16 protein-coding genes are annotated in these 17,703 nt (G+C 67.4%); 13 read left to right on the forward strand and 3 right to left on the reverse strand.

What is annotated here, in order from left to right; all coding sequences use genetic code 11:
• Window positions 1–38 precede the first annotated feature (38 nt).
• From GO606_RS11255 to metW, 9 genes are all read left to right on the forward strand, one after another.
• Window positions 39–422 (forward strand): PTS sugar transporter subunit IIA, encoded by a 384-nt coding sequence (locus tag GO606_RS11255; RefSeq protein WP_169117306.1) that lies wholly within the window; start codon window positions 39–41, stop codon window positions 420–422.
• A gap of 15 nt (window positions 423–437) precedes the next feature.
• A complete protein-coding gene (locus GO606_RS11260) occupies window positions 438–707 on the forward strand; it encodes an HPr family phosphocarrier protein (protein WP_169117305.1) in 270 nt (89 codons plus the stop codon).
• A 3-nt stretch (window positions 708–710) separates the two neighbouring features.
• On the forward strand, window positions 711–2,441 hold the full coding sequence (gene ptsP / locus GO606_RS11265) for a phosphoenolpyruvate--protein phosphotransferase (protein WP_169117304.1): 1,731 nt from the start codon (window positions 711–713) through the stop codon (window positions 2,439–2,441).
• 42 nt (window positions 2,442–2,483) lie between these two features.
• The gene (gene siaA / locus GO606_RS11270; protein WP_246979502.1) at window positions 2,484–4,493 is read left to right on the forward strand and encodes a biofilm regulation protein phosphatase SiaA; all 2,010 of its coding nucleotides are present in this window, start codon (window positions 2,484–2,486) and stop codon (window positions 4,491–4,493) included.
• Window positions 4,494–4,495: 2 nt separating this feature from the next.
• Window positions 4,496–5,038, forward strand: coding sequence for a biofilm regulation protein kinase SiaB (gene siaB / locus GO606_RS11275; RefSeq protein ID WP_169117302.1), 543 nt, complete (start codon window positions 4,496–4,498; stop codon window positions 5,036–5,038).
• Between the two features lie 13 nt (window positions 5,039–5,051).
• Complete coding sequence (gene siaC / locus GO606_RS11280; RefSeq protein ID WP_169117301.1) at window positions 5,052–5,429, forward strand: biofilm regulation phosphoprotein SiaC; 378 nt, start codon at window positions 5,052–5,054, stop codon at window positions 5,427–5,429.
• A gap of 2 nt (window positions 5,430–5,431) precedes the next feature.
• The gene (gene siaD, locus GO606_RS11285; protein ID WP_169117300.1) at window positions 5,432–6,238 is read left to right on the forward strand and encodes a biofilm regulation diguanylate cyclase SiaD; all 807 of its coding nucleotides are present in this window, start codon (window positions 5,432–5,434) and stop codon (window positions 6,236–6,238) included.
• A 167-nt stretch (window positions 6,239–6,405) separates the two neighbouring features.
• Window positions 6,406–7,533 (forward strand): homoserine O-succinyltransferase MetX, encoded by a 1,128-nt coding sequence (gene metX / locus GO606_RS11290; protein ID WP_169117299.1) that lies wholly within the window; start codon window positions 6,406–6,408, stop codon window positions 7,531–7,533.
• Between the two features lie 2 nt (window positions 7,534–7,535).
• On the forward strand, window positions 7,536–8,123 hold the full coding sequence (metW, locus tag GO606_RS11295; RefSeq protein WP_169117298.1) for a methionine biosynthesis protein MetW: 588 nt from the start codon (window positions 7,536–7,538) through the stop codon (window positions 8,121–8,123).
• A 62-nt stretch (window positions 8,124–8,185) separates the two neighbouring features.
• Here metW and GO606_RS11300 read toward each other — a convergent pair whose 3' ends face one another.
• On the reverse strand, window positions 8,186–8,503 hold the full coding sequence (locus tag GO606_RS11300) for a hypothetical protein (protein ID WP_169117297.1): 318 nt from the start codon (window positions 8,501–8,503) through the stop codon (window positions 8,186–8,188).
• A gap of 210 nt (window positions 8,504–8,713) precedes the next feature.
• On the opposite strand from GO606_RS11300, the gene GO606_RS11305 reads away from it, so the two are divergent.
• The 4 genes from GO606_RS11305 (at window position 8,714) to can (ending at window position 13,905) form a co-directional block, all read left to right on the forward strand.
• On the forward strand, window positions 8,714–11,098 hold the full coding sequence (locus GO606_RS11305) for a sensor domain-containing protein (RefSeq protein WP_169117296.1): 2,385 nt from the start codon (window positions 8,714–8,716) through the stop codon (window positions 11,096–11,098).
• Between the two features lie 90 nt (window positions 11,099–11,188).
• On the forward strand, window positions 11,189–12,484 hold the full coding sequence (locus GO606_RS11310) for an AmpG family muropeptide MFS transporter (RefSeq protein ID WP_343316217.1): 1,296 nt from the start codon (window positions 11,189–11,191) through the stop codon (window positions 12,482–12,484).
• A 13-nt stretch (window positions 12,485–12,497) separates the two neighbouring features.
• Window positions 12,498–13,229: a uracil-DNA glycosylase family protein gene (locus GO606_RS11315; RefSeq protein WP_169117295.1), complete on the forward strand. Its 732-nt coding sequence runs from the start codon at window positions 12,498–12,500 to the stop codon at window positions 13,227–13,229.
• 19 nt (window positions 13,230–13,248) lie between these two features.
• Window positions 13,249–13,905, forward strand: coding sequence for a carbonate dehydratase (gene can / locus GO606_RS11320; protein ID WP_169117294.1), 657 nt, complete (start codon window positions 13,249–13,251; stop codon window positions 13,903–13,905).
• A 20-nt stretch (window positions 13,906–13,925) separates the two neighbouring features.
• On the opposite strand, the gene GO606_RS11325 is transcribed toward can, so the two are convergent.
• On the reverse strand, window positions 13,926–16,097 hold the full coding sequence (locus GO606_RS11325; protein ID WP_169117293.1) for a primosomal protein N': 2,172 nt from the start codon (window positions 16,095–16,097) through the stop codon (window positions 13,926–13,928).
• A 467-nt stretch (window positions 16,098–16,564) separates the two neighbouring features.
• Entirely contained in the window at window positions 16,565–17,635 is a 1,071-nt protein-coding gene (gene hemE / locus GO606_RS11330; RefSeq protein WP_169117292.1) for a uroporphyrinogen decarboxylase, read from the reverse strand.
• Window positions 17,636–17,703: the final 68 nt, after the last annotated feature.

Consider the following 17,703-nt stretch of genomic DNA (forward strand, 5'->3'; position numbering starts at 1 on the left):
CGTCGGCTACAATCGCCGAAACACTTCCCTCGTCCATCATGATCGGCATCTTCCTCATCACGCACGGCACGCTCGGCGAATCGCTGATCCAGTGTGCGAGCCATGTGCTCAACAAACGCCCCAGGCAAACCGTACAGCTCGGCGTCTCCGCCCAGGACGATCCCGTCGACATGCTGCCGCTCGCGCGCCAGATGCTCGCGTGGGCCGACAGCGGCAACGGCGTGCTGGTGCTGACCGACGTGTTCGGCGCGACGCCGTCGAACATCGCGGCAAAGCTGGCGGTGCCGGGGAGCATCGAGATCATCGCCGGGGTCAACGTGCCGATGTTGCTGCGCGTGCTGACCTACCGCGAACGGGACATGAACACGCTGGTGCAGCGCGCCGTCTCGGGCGGCTGCGACGGCGTGGTGCACATCCAGTGACCAGGCGGACCCGCGATGCCGAGAGCTGAAACCGAAATCATCAACAAACTGGGCCTGCACGCGCGCGCGTCGGCGAAACTCACGCAGACGGCGAGCAGCTACGGCGCGGACATCTGGCTCGAGCGCAACGGCCGCCGCGTCAATGCCAAAAGCATCATGGGGGTGATGATGCTGGCCGCCGCGCAAGGATCGCGGATCGTCGTCGATACGTCGGGACGGGATGCGGACGCCGCCCTCGAGGCAATCCTGGAGCTGATCGCGGACCGATTCGGCGAGGGAGAGTAAGCCATGCCGTTCACGATCCACGGCCTGCCGGTTTCACAGGGCATCGCGATCGGCCACGTCCATCTCGTCTCGCACGCGATGCTCGAGGTCAATCACTACCACGTCGCGAGCAAATACCTGCCCGAGGAAATGGACCGCCTCGACGAAGCGGTGGCGACGGTGCAGGGCGAGCTGATCGGCCTCAAGGCCGCTGCGACCGCCGGCCAGTCGCACAGCGAGGTCGGCGCCTTCGTCGATCTGCAGCTGATGATGCTGTCCGATCCGATGCTCGTCGACGCCGCGCGCGAACTGATCGAAGCGCGTCGCTGCAATGCCGAGTGGGCACTCGTTCAGCAGATGGAACACGTCGTCGAGCAGTTCGAGCAGATCGAGGATCCGTACCTGCGCGAACGCAAGGCCGACGTCGTGCAGGTCGTCGAACGCCTCGTCAAGGTGCTGCTCGGCCATCCGGGGCACCTGCCGCCGAAACGCCGCGACGGGCTCGGCACGATCGTCGTCGCGCACGATCTGTCCCCGGCCGACACGATCGGTTTCCGCGACCACAACATCGGCGGCTTCGTTACCGACGTCGGCGGCCCGACCAGCCACACCGCGATCGTCGCGCGCAGCCTGCGCATCCCGGCGGTGGTCGGCCTGCACCACATCCGCCAGCTCGTCGAGGAGGACGAGCTGCTGATCATCGACGGCACGCGCGGCGTCGTCATCGTCGGACCCGACGAACATATCGTCGAGGAATACCGGCTGCGCCGCACCGAGCTCGAAGTCGAGCGCTCGAAGCTCAACCGGCTCAAGGACACGCGCGCGACGACGCTCGACGGCGAGAACGTCAACCTCCTGGCGAACATCGAGGGGCCGAAGGACCTCAACCAGGTCAAGGCCGTCAATGCCGACGGCGTCGGCCTGTACCGCACCGAGTTCCTGTTCATCGGCCGCGACGCGCTGCCCGACGAGGAGGAACAGTACGAAGCGTATCGCGCGGTGCTGAAGTCGATGCCCGGCAAGCCGGTGACGATCCGCACGTTCGACGTCGGCGCGGACAAGGCGCTCAACGGCGTCGGCGCGCGCTTCGAACCGAACCCGGCCCTCGGATTGCGCGCGATCCGCTATTCGCTCGCCGAACCGCAGATGTTCAAGACGCAGCTGCGCGCGCTGCTGCGCGCCTCGGCGCACGGGCAGCTGCAGATCATGATCCCGATGCTCGCGCACGCGCACGAAATCGACCAGACGCTGACGCTGATCGAAAAAGCCAAGGTCGAACTGCGCGCCGAACGGGTCAAGTTCGACGAACGGCTCGCCGTGGGCGGCATGATCGAAGTGCCGGCGGCCGCGCTTGCCCTGGGCATGTTCATCCGCCGCCTGTCGTTCCTGTCGATCGGCACGAACGACCTGATCCAGTACACGCTCGCGATCGACCGCTCGGACGAGGCCGTGGTGCATCTGTACGACCCGCTCCACCCGGCAGTGCTGAAGCTGATCAGCGGCACGATCCAGGCCGGCGCGCGCTTCGGCCTGCCGGTGTCGGTGTGCGGCGAGATGGCCGGCGACCCGGTCTATACGCTGCTGCTGCTCGGCATGGGGTTGCGCAATTTCTCGATGCATCCGGGCAACATCCTCGAGATCAAGCAGCAGGTGCTGCGCGCCGACGTCGGCGAACTCGCGCCGCGCGTGCAGCGCATCCTGAAGATGGACGAGCAGTCGAAGATACGCGAAGCCGTGCTGCGACTGGCAGGGTAAGGCGGCGCACTACCGCGACAACAGGGGGGAGCGGATTTGGGATTGCGGTGGAAATCGGGCCTGTGGCTCGCGGCGCTGCTCGCGCTGCTGTTGCTGTTCGCGCTGCTGGCAGGACGGGCTGGCCTCGACGCCTTCCGCGATCATTTCGGCGCCGGCTTCGCACGCAACCACGCGCTGCTGCAGGCGCAGAAGCTGGTGACGCTGATCACGCGCGAACTGAGCCTGTCGCAGCGGCTCGCCGAACTCGAAAGCGTGCGGCGCTTCCTGCGCGACGGGAACGACCCGGGGCAGGCGGGCATCGATGCGGAACGATTCCGGCGGGCGTTCGCGGACGCTTCGGTGTTCCTCATCGCCCATGACAGCGGGCACTACTACTTCAGCGACGGCAGCGCGCCCGATGCCTGGGTGAAGCCGAGCTACACGCTGCAGCGCGGCGACCCCAAGGATGGATGGTATTTCGCCACCGTCCGCGACGCGCGCCCGTATGCGCTGAACGTCAACGTCGACGAAAAGCTCAAGGTCACGAAAGTCTGGTTCAACGTGCTGGTGCGCGAAGACGAAGGCGGGCGTGTTCTCGGCCTGGCCGGCTCGGGCCTCGACCTCACGCGCTTTCTCGCCACCTTCGTCGGCACCGTCGATTCGGGCGTCACGAACTTCATCATCAACGGCGACGGCGCGATCCTCGCCCATCCCGACCAGTCCCTGATCGAGTACGCGGCGCTGACGAAGGCGGCCCCCCGGCGCACGCTGCACGGGCTCGTCGAGGACGGCGCGGAGCGCAAAGCGCTGGACCGCATGCTCGCGGGCCTGCGCGAGGCGCCGGGCAGCGGTGGCGACGTCCTGCGCGTCGATCTGCAGGGCCAGCCGCGCGTCCTCGGTGCGGCCTACGTGCCGGAGCTCGACTGGTACGTGATCACCGCCGTCGACCTGGGCGCCGCGCAGGTCATCGACGAAACCGTGCTGTGGCCGCTCGCGCTCGGCGCGATCGCGCTGCTGCTGTTGTTCGCGGCTGCCGTCAGCATGGGCGTCGACCGGCTGATCCTGCGCCCCCTGGTGCGGCTGACCGACTCCGCGCGGCGCATTGCCGCGGGCGATTACCGCCAGCGCCTGCACACGCGCCGCAGCGACGAACTCGGCTCCCTGACGCGCGCCTTCGACGGCATGGCGCGCCAGATCGATGCTCACACCAGCGAGCTCGAAAACCGCGTCACCGAGCGCACCCGCGATCTCGCCCAGGCGCGCGACCGCATTGCCGCGACCCACCGGCAGATCCAGGACAGCATCCGCTACGCCGGCCTGATCCAGCACGCGATGCTGCCGCACCGCGAGCTGCTGCGCGCGCTGCCCGACGACCACTTCGTGCTGTGGCAGCCGCGCGACACCGTCGGCGGAGATTTCTACCTGTTCCGCGAAGCGCCGGGACAGTTCCTCGTCGGCATCGTCGATTGCGCGGGGCACGGCGTGCCCGGCGCGTTCATGACGATGATCGCGCACGCCGGCTTCGACCTGGCCGTCCAGGAGCTCGGACTGTCGGATCCCGCCGCCCTGCTGAAGCGCATGGACAGTGCGACGCGCACGCTGCTGCCGGGGGATGCGCCGGACCGCCACCTCGCGACCAACATGGACGTGGGCCTGTGCCACGTCGACCTCGCGACCGGACGCGTGACCTTCGCCGGCGCGCACGCCGACCTCTACCGCTGCGAGGGCACGCGGTGCGAGCAGATTCGCGGCAGCCGGCGCAGCATCGGCGAGCGGCGGCGCGCGATTCACGAGAATGTCGTCCTCGCCGACGGCCCCGGCTGCACGTATTATCTGACTACCGACGGGTTCCTCGACCAGGCCGGGGGCGAACGCGGCTACGGCTTCGGCAATCGCCGCTTCGCAGACGCGCTGGGCGGGATCGCGGCGCAGCCGATGAAGAGCCAGGAAGAAGCGCTGCGGCGACGCCTCGCCGATCACCAGGGAAGCTGTCCGCAGCGCGATGACATCGCGGTGATCGGTTTTCGTGTTCCCGGTCGGGCCGCCGCGCCCGACCCTGTTTCCGGGGGGTGAGAATGGAAGAGGTGGATGTGTTGTCCCTGCGCGAAGCGTTCTCGCGCCAGGGAATCATGCTGGGCTTCAACGGCCCGTTCTCGGCCACGCTGATGGAGGAGATCGGCAAGGCCCTGCGCAAGCACATGGAGGGGCTCGCCGAATCCCCCTCGGCGATCACCGACGTTTTTTCGGCATATATCGAGCTGAGCCAGAACATCCGCCACTACGCCGCCTCGAGCGGCGTGAGCGGGGCCGCAGCCGAAGCGACGATCATCGTTTCCCGCGACGATGCGGGGCATTACGTGGTCAGTGCCGGCAATGTCGTGCTCCATGACGATGGCGAGACGCTGGTCGCGCGCATCGGCGAACTCGCCGCACTCGACAAGGCCGCGCTGAAAGCCGCGTTCAAGACCCAGATGCGCAAGCCCCGCGACCCGGAGGCGAAGACCGGCGCCGGGCTCGGGCTGATCGACCTGGCGCGCCGCGCGAGCCAGCCGCTCGCCTGCGGCGTAAAACCCCTTGACTCCCAACACGCCTTCTTCAGCCTGCGCGTGGTGATTTGAACTGAGGTCCGAAGTGAACGATTTCGAGATTCCCGCCACCGAATCGACTCCCCTCATCCGCACCGACCGCGCAGCCGGGCGGCTGGAAATGAGCGGCGATTCCTATCCGGAAAATTCCTTCGAACTGTTCCAGCCGGTCCTCGACTGGATCGCCGGCTTTCTCGGCCAGCTCCTGCAGCCACTGACGCTCGAGCTGAAACTGCTGTATCTCAACACGAGCAGCGTGCGTGCGATGATGGACATCTTCGACGCCCTCCAGGACGCGCACGATCGGGGGCAGCCGGTCGAGGTGAATTGGCGCTACGACCGTGACAACGAGCGCGTCGCCGATCTGGCTGCCGAATTCAAGGAAGACTACAGCTTCCCCTTCGAGATCATTCCCGGTTCCTAGCGATGAGTTCAGGATTTCCCCTGCCGCCCGGCGAACGCCCGCTGACCGAACGCATCGATGCGCTGCTGACCGATGCCGAACACCGGGACAATCCGTTGCGCGCGCCGCTCGCCGAGCTCTACAACGCCTTTTCCGACCACCTCCACCAACTCGAGCGCATCACCCGCATCAGCGACCACTACCAGGCCGCGGAGCGCGACCGCGGCGCCAACCATGCCGTCAATTACCGGCGCCAGCTGCGCAGGCTCGAAAAGATCGTGCGCATCAGCGACCAGTACCAGGGCATGCTGCGCGAACTCAACCAGCGCCTCGAATGGCTGTCCCATCGCGACGCCCTCACCGGGCTGCCGAACCGGCGCCATGCGCTGATGCGCTTGCGCGAGGAGCATGTCCGCGCCCAGCGGGGCGGGCGCTCGTTCGTCATCATGATCATCGACATCGACCACTTCAAGGACATCAACGACACCTGGGGGCACGAGTTCGGCGACCAGGCGCTGACGGCCGTCGCCGCGCGCCTCGCCGCGTCGGTGCGCGAGTACGACGTATGCGCGCGCTGGGGCGGGGAAGAGTTCCTCGTGATGCTGCCGGACACGGACCCGTGCGCCGCAGGCGACAACGCCCGGCGGCTGCGCGCCTGCGTCGGCAGCGATCCGTTCACCATCGACGGCCGGGAGCTGCGCATCACCGTTTCGCTCGGCGTGGGCAGCTACCACCCGGGCGAGGATCTGACGGAATTCATGAAACGGGTCGACGATGCGCTGTACCTCGCCAAACACGAGGGGCGCGACCGCATCGCGTTCGCCGCATGAGCCGCTCGTGTGGCGAATTTGACAATTGCGCACGGCCACGCTAATTTTTCGCCTTCACGCGCCGATTTGAACCACAGCTTGCGGGCGCTCAATAAATCCGGCTAAAGCGAGGGCGACCCAGTCCGCGTTTCCCAGCCGGCTGGGTTTTTTTGTCTACAGCGAACAACATGATCCAACCCCAATCCGTCGGCGCCGTCGTCCCGCAGCGGGCGCATTTCGCCGAGCCGCTGCCGCTGCGCAGCGGCGATGCCCTGCCCGAGTACGAACTCGTGTACGAGACCTACGGCGAGCTCAACGCCGCGCGCAGCAACGCCGTGCTGGTATGTCACGCGCTGTCCGGCTCGCACCATGTCGCCGGCCACTATGCGGACGACCCCGCCAACGTCGGCTGGTGGGACAACCTCGTCGGGCCCGGCAAGCCGCTCGATACGCGCAAGTTCTTCGTCATCGGCGTCAATAACCTCGGCGGGTGCTACGGCACCACCGGCCCGGCCGCGATCAATCCGGCGAGCGGCAAACCGTGGGGGGCGGATTTCCCGTTCGTCACCGTCGAGGACTGGGTCGCCGCCCAGGCACGGCTCGCCGACCGGCTCGGCATCGAACGCTTCGCCGCGGTCGTCGGCGGCAGCCTCGGCGGCATGCAGGCGCTGTCGTGGGCGCTGCAGTACCCGGAGCGCATCGCGCACGCGGTGCTCGTCGCGTCGGCGCCGCGGCTCACCGCGCAGAACATCGCGTTCAATGAAGTCGCGCGCCAGGCGATCCTGACCGATCCCGATTTTCATGGCGGGCATTACTACGAGCACGGCGTCGTACCGGCACGCGGGCTCAAGCTCGCGCGCATGCTCGGCCACATCACCTACCTGTCCGACGACGCGATGGCCGACAAATTCGGCCGCACGCTGCGCCACGGCAAGGCGGTGTACAGCTATGACGTCGAGTTCGAGATCGAGTCCTACCTGCGCTACCAGGGCGACAAGTTCGCCGGCTTCTTCGACGCCAATACCTATCTGCTGACGACCAAGGCGCTCGACTACTTCGACCCCGCGTTCGAGCACGGCGGCATCCTGCGCGCGGCGCTGGCGCGCGCGACGGCGGACTTCCTTGTCGTGTCGTTTTCGACCGACTGGCGCTTCTCGCCGGCGAGAAGCCGCGAGATCGTCTACAGCCTGCTGCACAACCGCCGCAACGTCAGCTACGCGGAGATCGAGAGCGACGCCGGGCACGACTCGTTCCTGCTCGACGACGCGCATTACCACGGGCTGCTTGCGGCCTATTTCGACCGCATCAAGGTTTGACGATGGCCTACCGCTACGACTACGAAGTGATCACGAAGTGGATTTCGCCGGGCGAGCGGGTGCTCGATCTGGGCTGCGGCGACGGCAGCCTGCTCAGGCACCTCGCCGAAGTCCGCCAAGTGCAGGGGTACGGCGTCGAGAACGACGCGGACAAGCTGCTGACCTGCATCCGCAACGGCGTCAATGTGATCCAGATGGACATGGAAAAAGGCCTCGCCGGCCTCGAGGACGGTTTCTTCGACCACGTCATCATGAGCCTGTCGCTGCAGGCGATGCACAACACCCAGGGAATCCTCGCCGAGATGCTGCGCGTCGGGCGCGAAGCGGTTGTCAGCTTTCCGAACTTCGGCTACTGGCGCCACCGCCAGAGCATCCTCAACGGCCACATGCCGGTCTCGGAAAGCCTGCCGCACCAGTGGTTCAACACGCCGAACGTGCGCTTTTTCACGATCGCGGACTTCGACGCGCTGTGCGCGATGAACGGCATCGTCGTGCGCGAGCGCCTGGCTTTCGACGAGAGCAGGCTGATCGAGGAAGAGCCCAACTTCCTCGCCAGCGTCGCCGTGTATCGGCTCGGCCGCCCCGACTGAACCGGCTGCCGTGCGCGGCGGCGCGGACGTACGGCGCGGCCGCTACGGCAGAGCGCAAGTGCTCAGCCGACGACGAAGTTCGCGACATCCACCTTGACCACCGGGCGCCCGAGCGCGACAGCAGTGACCGCCGCGAAGCGCCGGGCCCACTCGCCGGCCTGCCTGAAGCGCTCTTCGCCACCATATTTCGCGACGTTGAGGATCATGTCGAGCGCGAGAATCTTCCCCATCGGGTTCGACGGCGTGCATTCGAGCGTCTCGAACTCCTGCGACAGCCAGGCACGCGCCTGATCCTTCGCCAGGCCCGCCGTGTCGGCCTCGTGCACCGTGAATTCGTATTCGTGTCCCGCGCCGAACGATACAAGGACGTGCTGGCTCATGTTCGTCTCCCCTCTCAATGGTTATTGGATTGCCGCGAATCCGCATTCTCGGGCGCCGCTGTGCCGCCGGCAAGCCCATACGCAAACGTATCGTTGCAGTGCAGGATTGTAAGCCTGGAAACGGGCTGTCAGAATCGCCCCGGACTGGGCTGGTCCTGCGCGGATGGGCTCCGGATGGCAACACCTCCCAACCGCTCATAACCTCCCGGCATGTTTTCGCACAAGACGGTTCTCCTTTCGTTCACCTTGTCCATCGTTCTCGCTGCACCGGCCGGTCTCGTGCTCGCATCGGCCGCAGCGACCCTGGAGAGCGGTGCCCCGGCGGTTCCCGCGCCGGCCGTCGCCGGTTTTGGCGCCGGAGTGCTGACGCTGGCGGCGCTGCTCGGCGGAGGACTGCCGATATATCGCCGTTACCGTCGCCGCCGCGAAGCCGTCACTGCCGGGCGGCTTTCCGGCGCGGCCAAGGCGGGCACCTTCATGACAGCCAACGCCCCCGTCGCCGCGGACGACTCCGGCGAAAATGAAGTGGTGCAGCGTGCGGCAATGCTGCAGACGATCCTCGACAACATTCCGTGCGCCGTGTCGCTCGTCAACCACGAGCAGCAACTCGTCGCCTGCAACGAGGAATTCAAGCGCCTGCTCGATTTCCCGCCACACCTGTTTGCCGGCGGTCTGCCGTCGCTCGAAACGCTGTTCCGCTACAACGCCGCGCGCGGCGAGTACGGCCCCGGCGACCCGGACCAGATCGTCACCGATCTTCTCGCCCGCGCGCTTCATCCGGCTCCGCACAGCTTCGAGCGCCGCCGGCGCGACGGCACGGTACTGCTCGTCCAGGGCCAGCCGCTGCCGCAGGGCGGCTTTGTCACGACCTACACCGACATCACCGCCCGCAAGCGCGACGAAGAGCGGCTCCAGCTCGCGGACAAGGTGTTCGAGAACAGCCCCGAGGCGATCGTCATCACCGACCTCGGCCATCGCATCGTTTCGGTCAACCCTGCCTACACCGAGATCACCGGGGTCACGGCAGCCGCGGCACAAGGCACCTGCTTCCGCCCGGGCAGTGACGACGGCGAGGGCGCAGGCGCAGGCGGGCCGGATTCGCGCACGGTGTGGGCGATCGTCGGCGCGCACGGTTCGTGGTCGGGGGAAACGACAGGCCTGCGCTGCGACGGGCAGCGCTACCCGCGCACGTTGATGATCAACGGCGTGCGCGACCCCGAGACGCGGGAGATCACGCATTTCATCGCGATTTTCTCGGATATCACCGCCCGCAAGCGCGCCGAGGCGGATATCGAGCATCTGGCTTACCACGATACGCTGACCGGCCTCGCGAACCGCTTCTCGCTGACCGCGCGGCTGCAGCAGTCGGTCGCCGACGCGCGCCGCAACGGCCAGCGGCTGGCGGTGATGTTCCTCGATCTGGATCGCTTCAAGCACATCAACGACTCTCTCGGCCATCCGGTCGGAGACGAACTGCTGAAGCAGGTCGCGCTGCGCCTGCGCGACGCGGTGCGCGAAACGGACACTGTCGCGCGCCTCGGCGGCGACGAATTCGTCGTCGTGCTGCAAGGCATCGGCGGCGCCCACGACGTCACGCACGTTGCGGCGAAGCTGCTCGCGCGGCTCTCCGCCCCGTATTGCGTCGACACCACCGAACTTCATACGACACCGTCGATCGGCATCAGCCTGTTTCCCGACGACAGCGCCGACCCGGCGGCGCTGATGCGCAACGCCGACACCGCGATGTATCACGCCAAAGCCGCCGGGCGCGCGAAGTTCCAGTTCTACACCGACGAGATGAACCGCGCCGCGACCGCGCGACTGGATCTCGAGCGCAAGCTGCGTGGCGCCGCGGCACGCGGCGAATTCGAGCTGTGGTACCAGCCCCAGTTCGACTCGCGCCACGGGCACCTCACCGGGCTGGAAGCGCTGGTGCGATGGCGTCACCCGGAGGACGGGCTGATCGCCCCGCTGCGCTTCATCCCGCTTGCCGAGGAAACGGGCGTCATCGTCGAGATCGGCACGTGGGTTCTTCGCGAGGCCTGCCGGCAGGCGCGGCAGTGGCTCGACGCGGGACTGCCGCAGCTGCGCATCTCGGTCAACCTGTCAGTGCGCCAGCTGCGCGAAAAATGCCTCGTCGACACGGTGTCGACAATTCTTGCGGCGAGCGGCCTGCGCCCCGGACTGCTGGAACTCGAAATCACCGAAAGCGCGGTCATGGACAACCCGGACGAAGCGGTCGCGCTGCTGCAAGCGCTGAAGGATCTCGGCGTGCGCATCGCGATCGACGATTTCGGCACCGGGCATTCGTCGCTGTCCTACCTCAAGCTGTTCCCGCTCGATCACCTGAAAATCGACCGCTCCTTCGTGTCCGACATCGAGCACGACGCGAACGACGCGATGATCGTGGCCGCGGCCGTGTCGCTCGCGCACAACCTCGGGCTTTCGGTGATCGCCGAAGGGGTCGAGTCCGCAGTCCAGGTCGCGCGCCTGCGCGAACTCGGCTGCGACGAGCTGCAGGGTTTCCATTTCAGCCGCCCGGTGACGGCGGACGTCGTGGAAAACTCGCTGCGCAGCGTGTGGCGGACCGCCTGACCGGGCTTCGGTCTCCACCCCCGCCACGGCAACGCGGATCGCCGGCGCAATCTGGGATAATGCCCGCCACCCCTCGCCGAGTGTCCCCTCGTGTCCGAATTGCGCCGCCCCGCCTGGCTCGAAGTCCTGCTCAACCGCCGCATGCTGATCTGCATTTTCACCGGCTTCGCGTCGGGGCTGCCGCTGTACCTGCTGCTGAACCTCGTGCCGGCGTGGCTGAAGACCGAAGGCTTGTCGCTGAAAGCGATCGGCGCGTTCGCGCTGATCCAGTTCCCCTACACGTGGAAGTTCCTGTGGGCACCGCTGCTCGACCGCTTCGGCATCCTGCCGTGGCTGGGCCGGCGCCGCGGCTGGATGCTGGTGTCGCAGCTCGGGCTGGTCGCCGCGATCGCGTGGCTCGGCCAGCTGTCGCCCGTCACCGACCTCGGCCTCGTCGTCGGGCTGACCGCCGCGATCGCGCTGCTGTCGGCGACGCAGGACATCGCGCTCGACGCGTTCCGGCGCGAGATCCTGCCCGAGATCGAGCTCGGCCTCGGCAACGCGATCCACGTGAACGCGTACCGCGTCGCCGGCCTCGTGCCCGGCTCGCTGTCGCTGATCCTCGCCGACCACCTCGCGTGGGGGCCGGTGTTCGTGATCACCGCGCTGTTCATGCTGCCTGGCGTCGCGATGACGATGTTCTCGGCCGAGCCGCGCGAAGCGGCGGGCACGCCGCGCACGCTGCGCGCGGCCGTCGTCGAGCCGTTCCGCGAGTTCTTCGGCCGCCACGGCGTGCGCTCGGCGCTGCTCGTGCTCGCGTTCCTGTTCCTCTACAAGCTCGGCGACTCGCTGTGCACCGCGCTCGCGACGCCGTTCTATCTCGACATGGGCTACAGCAAGACCGACATCGGCATCGTCGCGAAGAACGCCGGCCTGTGGCCGTCGGTGATCGGCGGCATCCTCGGCGGGCTGTGGATGCTGCGGCTCGGCATCAACCGCGCGCTGTGGCTGTTCGGCCTCGTGCAGGTCGTCACGATCCTCGGCTTCGTCTGGCTCGCGTGGCTCGGGCCGATGCCGTCGGACGCGGGCCGCCTCGCAGTGCTCGCGATCGTCATCGCCGGCGAAGCGGTCGGCGTCGGCCTTGGCACGACCGCGTTCGTCGCGTACATGGCGCGCACGACGCATCCGGCCTACACTGCGACGCAGCTTGCGCTGTTCACGAGCCTGATGGCGATGCCGCGCACGTTCATCAACGCCTCGGCCGGCTGGCTCGTCGAACGCATGGGCTGGTACGATTTCTTCTGGGCATGCTTCTTCCTCGCCATTCCGGGCATGCTGCTGCTACTTAAAGTCGCGCCGTGGAACGGCGAAGCGAAAGCGGTCGCCGCGATGCCGGGCCGCGCCTGACAGGCCACACGCCATGACCACCGACCCTTCCGTCCGCGCCCTGATCGCCGCGGCCCGCGCGCTGGCCCGCGACGTCGACGGCCTGCGCTTCGCGCCTCCCGTCAGCCACGTCTACAACCCGCTCGACTACGCGTGGACGATCCACGAGAGCTACCTGCGCCGCTACGGCGCCGGGCGCAAGCGGGTGCTGTTCATCGGCATGAATCCGGGCCCGTTCGGCATGACCCAGACCGGCGTGCCGTTCGGCGAAGTCGCGGCGGTGCGCGACTGGCTCGGCCTCGCCGGCCCGGTCGGCAAACCGGCCGTGGAAAACCCGAAGCGTCCGATCGAGGGCTTCGCGTGCCCGCGCTCCGAAGTCAGCGGGCGTCGCCTGTGGGGCCTGTTCCGCGAACGCTTCGGCACGCCGGAAGCGTTCTTCGCCAGCCACTTCGTCGCCAACTACTGTCCGCTGGCGTTTTTCGCCGAAGGCCGCAACCTCACGCCGGACAAGCTTCCCCCCGCCGAATCCGGGCCCCTGCTCGCGGCCTGCGACGAGCATTTGCGCCGCGTCGTCGAGGCGCTGGAGCCCGAATGGGTGATCGGCGTCGGCGCGTGGGCGGAAAACCGGGCCGCGGAAGTGCTCGCCGGCCGGGCGCTGCGCATCGCGCGCATCCTCCACCCGAGCCCGGCCAACCCGACCGCGAACCGCGGCTGGGCCGAAGCGGCGACCCGCCAGCTCGAAGCACTCGACATCTGGACCCCCTAATCACTGCCGAGACGAAACGATGCACGAAATCGATCAGCTGTTCACCAACAACCGCAACTGGTCCGAGCGCATCCGCAGCGAGGATCCCGCCTATTTCCGCCGCCTCGCGAACCAGCAGTCGCCGCAATACCTGTGGATCGGCTGCTCCGACAGCCGCGTACCGGCAAACCAGATCATCGACCTCGCGCCGGGGGAGGTCTTCGTTCACCGCAACGTCGCAAACGTGGTCGTCCATACCGATCTCAATGCGCTGTCGGTCATCCAGTACGCCGTCGACGTGCTGCAGGTCAAGCACATCCTCGTCGTCGGCCACTATGGCTGCGGCGGCGTCGGGGCGGCGCTCAACAACAGCCGGCTCGGCCTGATCGACAACTGGCTGCGCCATGTGCAGGACGTGCGCGACCTGCATGAGACGATGCTGGCAGCGATCGAGGATCCGCTGCAGCGCATCAACCAGTTGTGCGAGCTCAACGTGATGCAGCAGGTCGTCAACGTCAGCCAGACCTCGGTGCTGCGCGAAGCCTGGGAACGCGGCCAGCGGGTGATGATTCATGGCTGGTGCTACGGCCTGTGCGACGGGCTGGTGCGCGATCTCGGAGTCAGCGCGACGTGCCGCAGCGAAGCGCTGGAACGTTACCGCGACGCGGTGAGCGCGCTGCGCACGAATCCCCGCTGAAGCCCTGCCGGGCAGCCTCGTCAGACGTCGAGCGGATCGACATCGAGCTGCCAGCGCAGCTCACGCGTCAGCCGCTGGGCCCGCAGCACGCCGATCCAGCGACCGACGAATTCCTGCAGCCGCGCCCGTTCCCCGGCCTCGACGAGCAGCTGCGCGCGCTCCCGGCGGGCGAGGCGGGTCATGCGCATCGGCACCACGTCGAACACCTGCACACCTTCCGGCGCACTGTCCTGGGCGAGGCGGCGGGCATGGGCGAGGAACTTCATCGCGTCGTCGAGCGCCGGCGCGTCGGCGCGCAGCATCGCCTGATGGGTGAAAGGCGGGAACCCCGCCTGGCGGCGCTCATCGAGCGCACGCGCGGCAAAGGCGTCAAAATCGTGGCGCACCAGGCAGCGGTACAGCGGATGTTCGGGATATTCGGTCTGGATCAGCACTTCGCCGGGCAGGTGCGCACGTCCGGCCCGGCCGCCAACCTGCATCAGCTGCTGGAACAGGCGCTCCGGCGCGCGGAAGTCGGCCGCGTGCAGCGAGGCGTCGGCGCCGACCACGCCGACCAGCGTGAGCTGCGGAAAATCATGCCCTTTCGCCATCATCTGCGTGCCGACCAGGATGTCGGCCTCGCCGGCGGCGATCGTCGCGAGCATGGCCTCCCACTGCTTCCGGGTGCGCGCCGAGTCACGATCGACACGCAGCACCCGGGCGCCGGGAAAAAGCTCGACCAGCCGCGCTTCGACGCGCTGCGTGCCGCGACCGAACGGCTGGATGTCCTGGTTGCCGCATACCGGGCAGACGCGCGGGATCGCGCTGTCGCAGCCGCAATGGTGGCAGCGCAGCCGGCGGTCGGCGAGATGCACGACCAGGTTCGCCGAACAGTGCGGGCACTGGCTGACCCAGCCGCAGGAGGGGCACGACAGCACCGGCGCGTAACCGCGACGGTTGATGAACACGAGGCTCTGCTCGCCGCGCGCGAGGCGCTCGCCGATCGCCGCCTGCAGCGCCGGGCTGAGGCCCTCGTCGAGGCGCACGCGCCGCGTGTCGATGCGCCGCACCGCCGGCAGCGTGCTCGCCACCGCACGCGCGGATAGGCGCAGGCCGCGGTAACGCCCGGCACGCACGTGCTGCCAGCTCTCGAGCGACGGCGTCGCCGAGCCGAGCAGGATCGGCACGTCGCGTTGCCGGGCGCGCCACACGGCGACGTCGCGGGCCGAATAGCGCACGCCTTCCTGCTGCTTGTACGACGCGTCATGCTCCTCGTCGACGAGGATCAGCCCCAGCCGGGGCAGCGCGGCGAACACCGCGAGCCGCGTGCCGAGCACGATGTCGGCACGGCCTTCGAGCGCCTGCACGAAACCACGCGAACGTGCGCCTGCGGCGAGTCCCGAATGCAGGCTGATCACGGTTGCCGACGGGAAGCGGCCGGCCACCCGCGCTTCGAGCTGCGGCGTCAGCGCGATCTCCGGCACCAGCATCAGCACCTGGCACCCGGCCTCGAGCGTGCGGGCGGCGAGGCGCAGATAGACCTCGGTCTTGCCGCTGCCGGTGACCCCCTGCAGCAGCCACGGCACGAAGCCCGGCCCGGCGGCGAGCACGGCGTCGATCGCCGCGCCCTGCTCGGCCGTCAGCTGCGGCAGTTCGCCTGCGGCGTCGGCGGGATTGGCGCGCCGCACGGGGACGATCCAGCCACGGCGCAGCGCGTCGGCGAGCGCGTCACCGGACGGCAGCGCCCGCGCCACGCTGTGCCGCACGACGCCCAGCGCGACCAAATCACGCAGCAGCGCGAGCGCCCGGCTCGGCCGCCGCGGCGCCGCAAGGGCGGCGCGGCCTACATCACCGACGTCGAGCAGCGGATCCGATTCGCGGTCGCTGACCGCGTCCGCGCGGCGCAGGCCCGGCGGCAGCGCCAGCGCGATGACTTCCCCGGGGGGCGCGTGGTAATAGCGCGCGACGAACGCGACGAGTTCGAGCCAGTCGCGTGGCAGGGGCGCGACTTCGCGCTGGATGTGGCGTACGGCTTTCAGCCGCGCGGGGTCGATCGCGGAATCGTCGGCGATCGCGACGATGACGCCGCTCTTCTCGCCGCGCCCGAACGGTACGCGGATGCAGCGTCCGATATCCCCTTCGGTCGCATCTTCAGACGTGTAATCAAAGAGTTGCGGCAGAGGAACCGGCAGGGAAACGCGAACGATCCGCATGTCTGATTCATACCTTCATAGGTCTTTCTTTTGAAATCAAAAGCTTGCTGGAGATAGCTAAGTTTTCACATGGAAAACCCAACTAAATATCTACCGGATAACCCTTAATCGGCTTGTCCACATATTCTGTGGATAACTTTGTGAACAGCTTGGGTGAAATGTCCTGAAACCGGTACGCCACAAGCCATTCAGTCACTTTGCCTTAACAGTGGGCAAAATTTTTCTTCATATTTTTCATGGACTTATTAGCGACCTGTAATATCGCGAACGCTTGTTGTGTAGTTTCAATCCGGAACGGTGCGGTGTGCATAAGTCAAGCTGTTTCTAAATATTTTCTCCTTGACAGCAGCCGCTCGACGTAAGGCAGAACCGGCCATTCCTATGTCATCGATGGCCGCCGCTGCCCAGAACGGAAACCGCCCGAAGCAGCGCGGCGGGCGGGTGCGCGGCAGTTTCCGCTACCGCCCTCAGCGTCCGCCGCGCAATTTGCGGCTGTGCTGATGCACGGTGTCGACGAGCACCGATACCGCCTCGGGCGGCGTGAACTGGGAGATGCCGTGGCCGAGGTTGAACACATGCCCGGGGTGCGGGCCGAACGCGTCGAGCACCCGCTTCGCCTCGGTCGCGATCACTTCGGGCGGCGCAAACAGGATCGCCGGATCGAGATTCCCCTGCAGCGCGACCTTGTCCCCGACGAGCGCGCGCGCGCGGCCGATATCCATCGTCCAGTCGAGGCCGACCGCATCGCAGCCGATCGCGGCGATGCTCTCGAGCCACAGGCCGCCACCTTTGGTGAACACGATGCTCGGTACGCGCTCGCCATCGCGCTCGCGGATCAGGCCGGCGACGACGCGCTCGAGGTACGGCAGCGAGAACTCGCGATAAGCCGCTTCCGACAGCACGCCGCCCCAGGAATCGAACACCATGACCGCTTGCACGCCGGATTCGATCTGCGCGTTGAGGTAGGCGACGACCGAGTCGGCGGTGACGCGCAGCACGTGATGCAGCAGGTCGGGCCGGGTGTAGGCCATCGTCTTGATGCGGCGATAGTCGTCGGACGAACCGCCTTCGACCATGTAGCAGGCAAGCGTCCACGGGCTGCCCGAGAAACCGATCAGCGGCACGCTGCCACCGAGCGCACGGCGGATCTCGGCGACCGCATCCATGACGTATTGCAGTTCGGCGTGCGGGTCGGGCGCGACCAGGTTGCGGATTTCCCATTCGTCGCGCAGCGGGCGCTCAAAGCGCGGGCCTTCGCCTTCGGCGAAGTACAGCCCCAGTCCCATCGCATCCGGCACCGTGAGGATGTCCGAGAACAGGATCGCCGCGTCGAGGTCGTAGCGTGCCAGCGGCTGCAGCGTGACTTCGCAGGCGAGCGCCGGACTCTTGCACAGGTTCAGGAAACTGCCGGCGCGGCGCCGCGTCTCGCAGTATTCCGGCAGGTAACGCCCGGCCTGGCGCATCATCCAGAGCGGCGTGTAGTCGGTGGGCTGGCGCAGCAGCGCGCGCAGGAAGGTATCGTTCTGGAGACGGCTCACGGTTACATCCTTTAGTCTGCCGGTTCGAGGCAAAGCGCGATTATCCGCGTTTTGCGGCGTCATGCCGA

The organism is Aromatoleum anaerobium (assembly GCF_012910705.2).
GTDB classification, from domain to species: domain Bacteria; phylum Pseudomonadota; class Gammaproteobacteria; order Burkholderiales; family Rhodocyclaceae; genus Aromatoleum; species Aromatoleum anaerobium.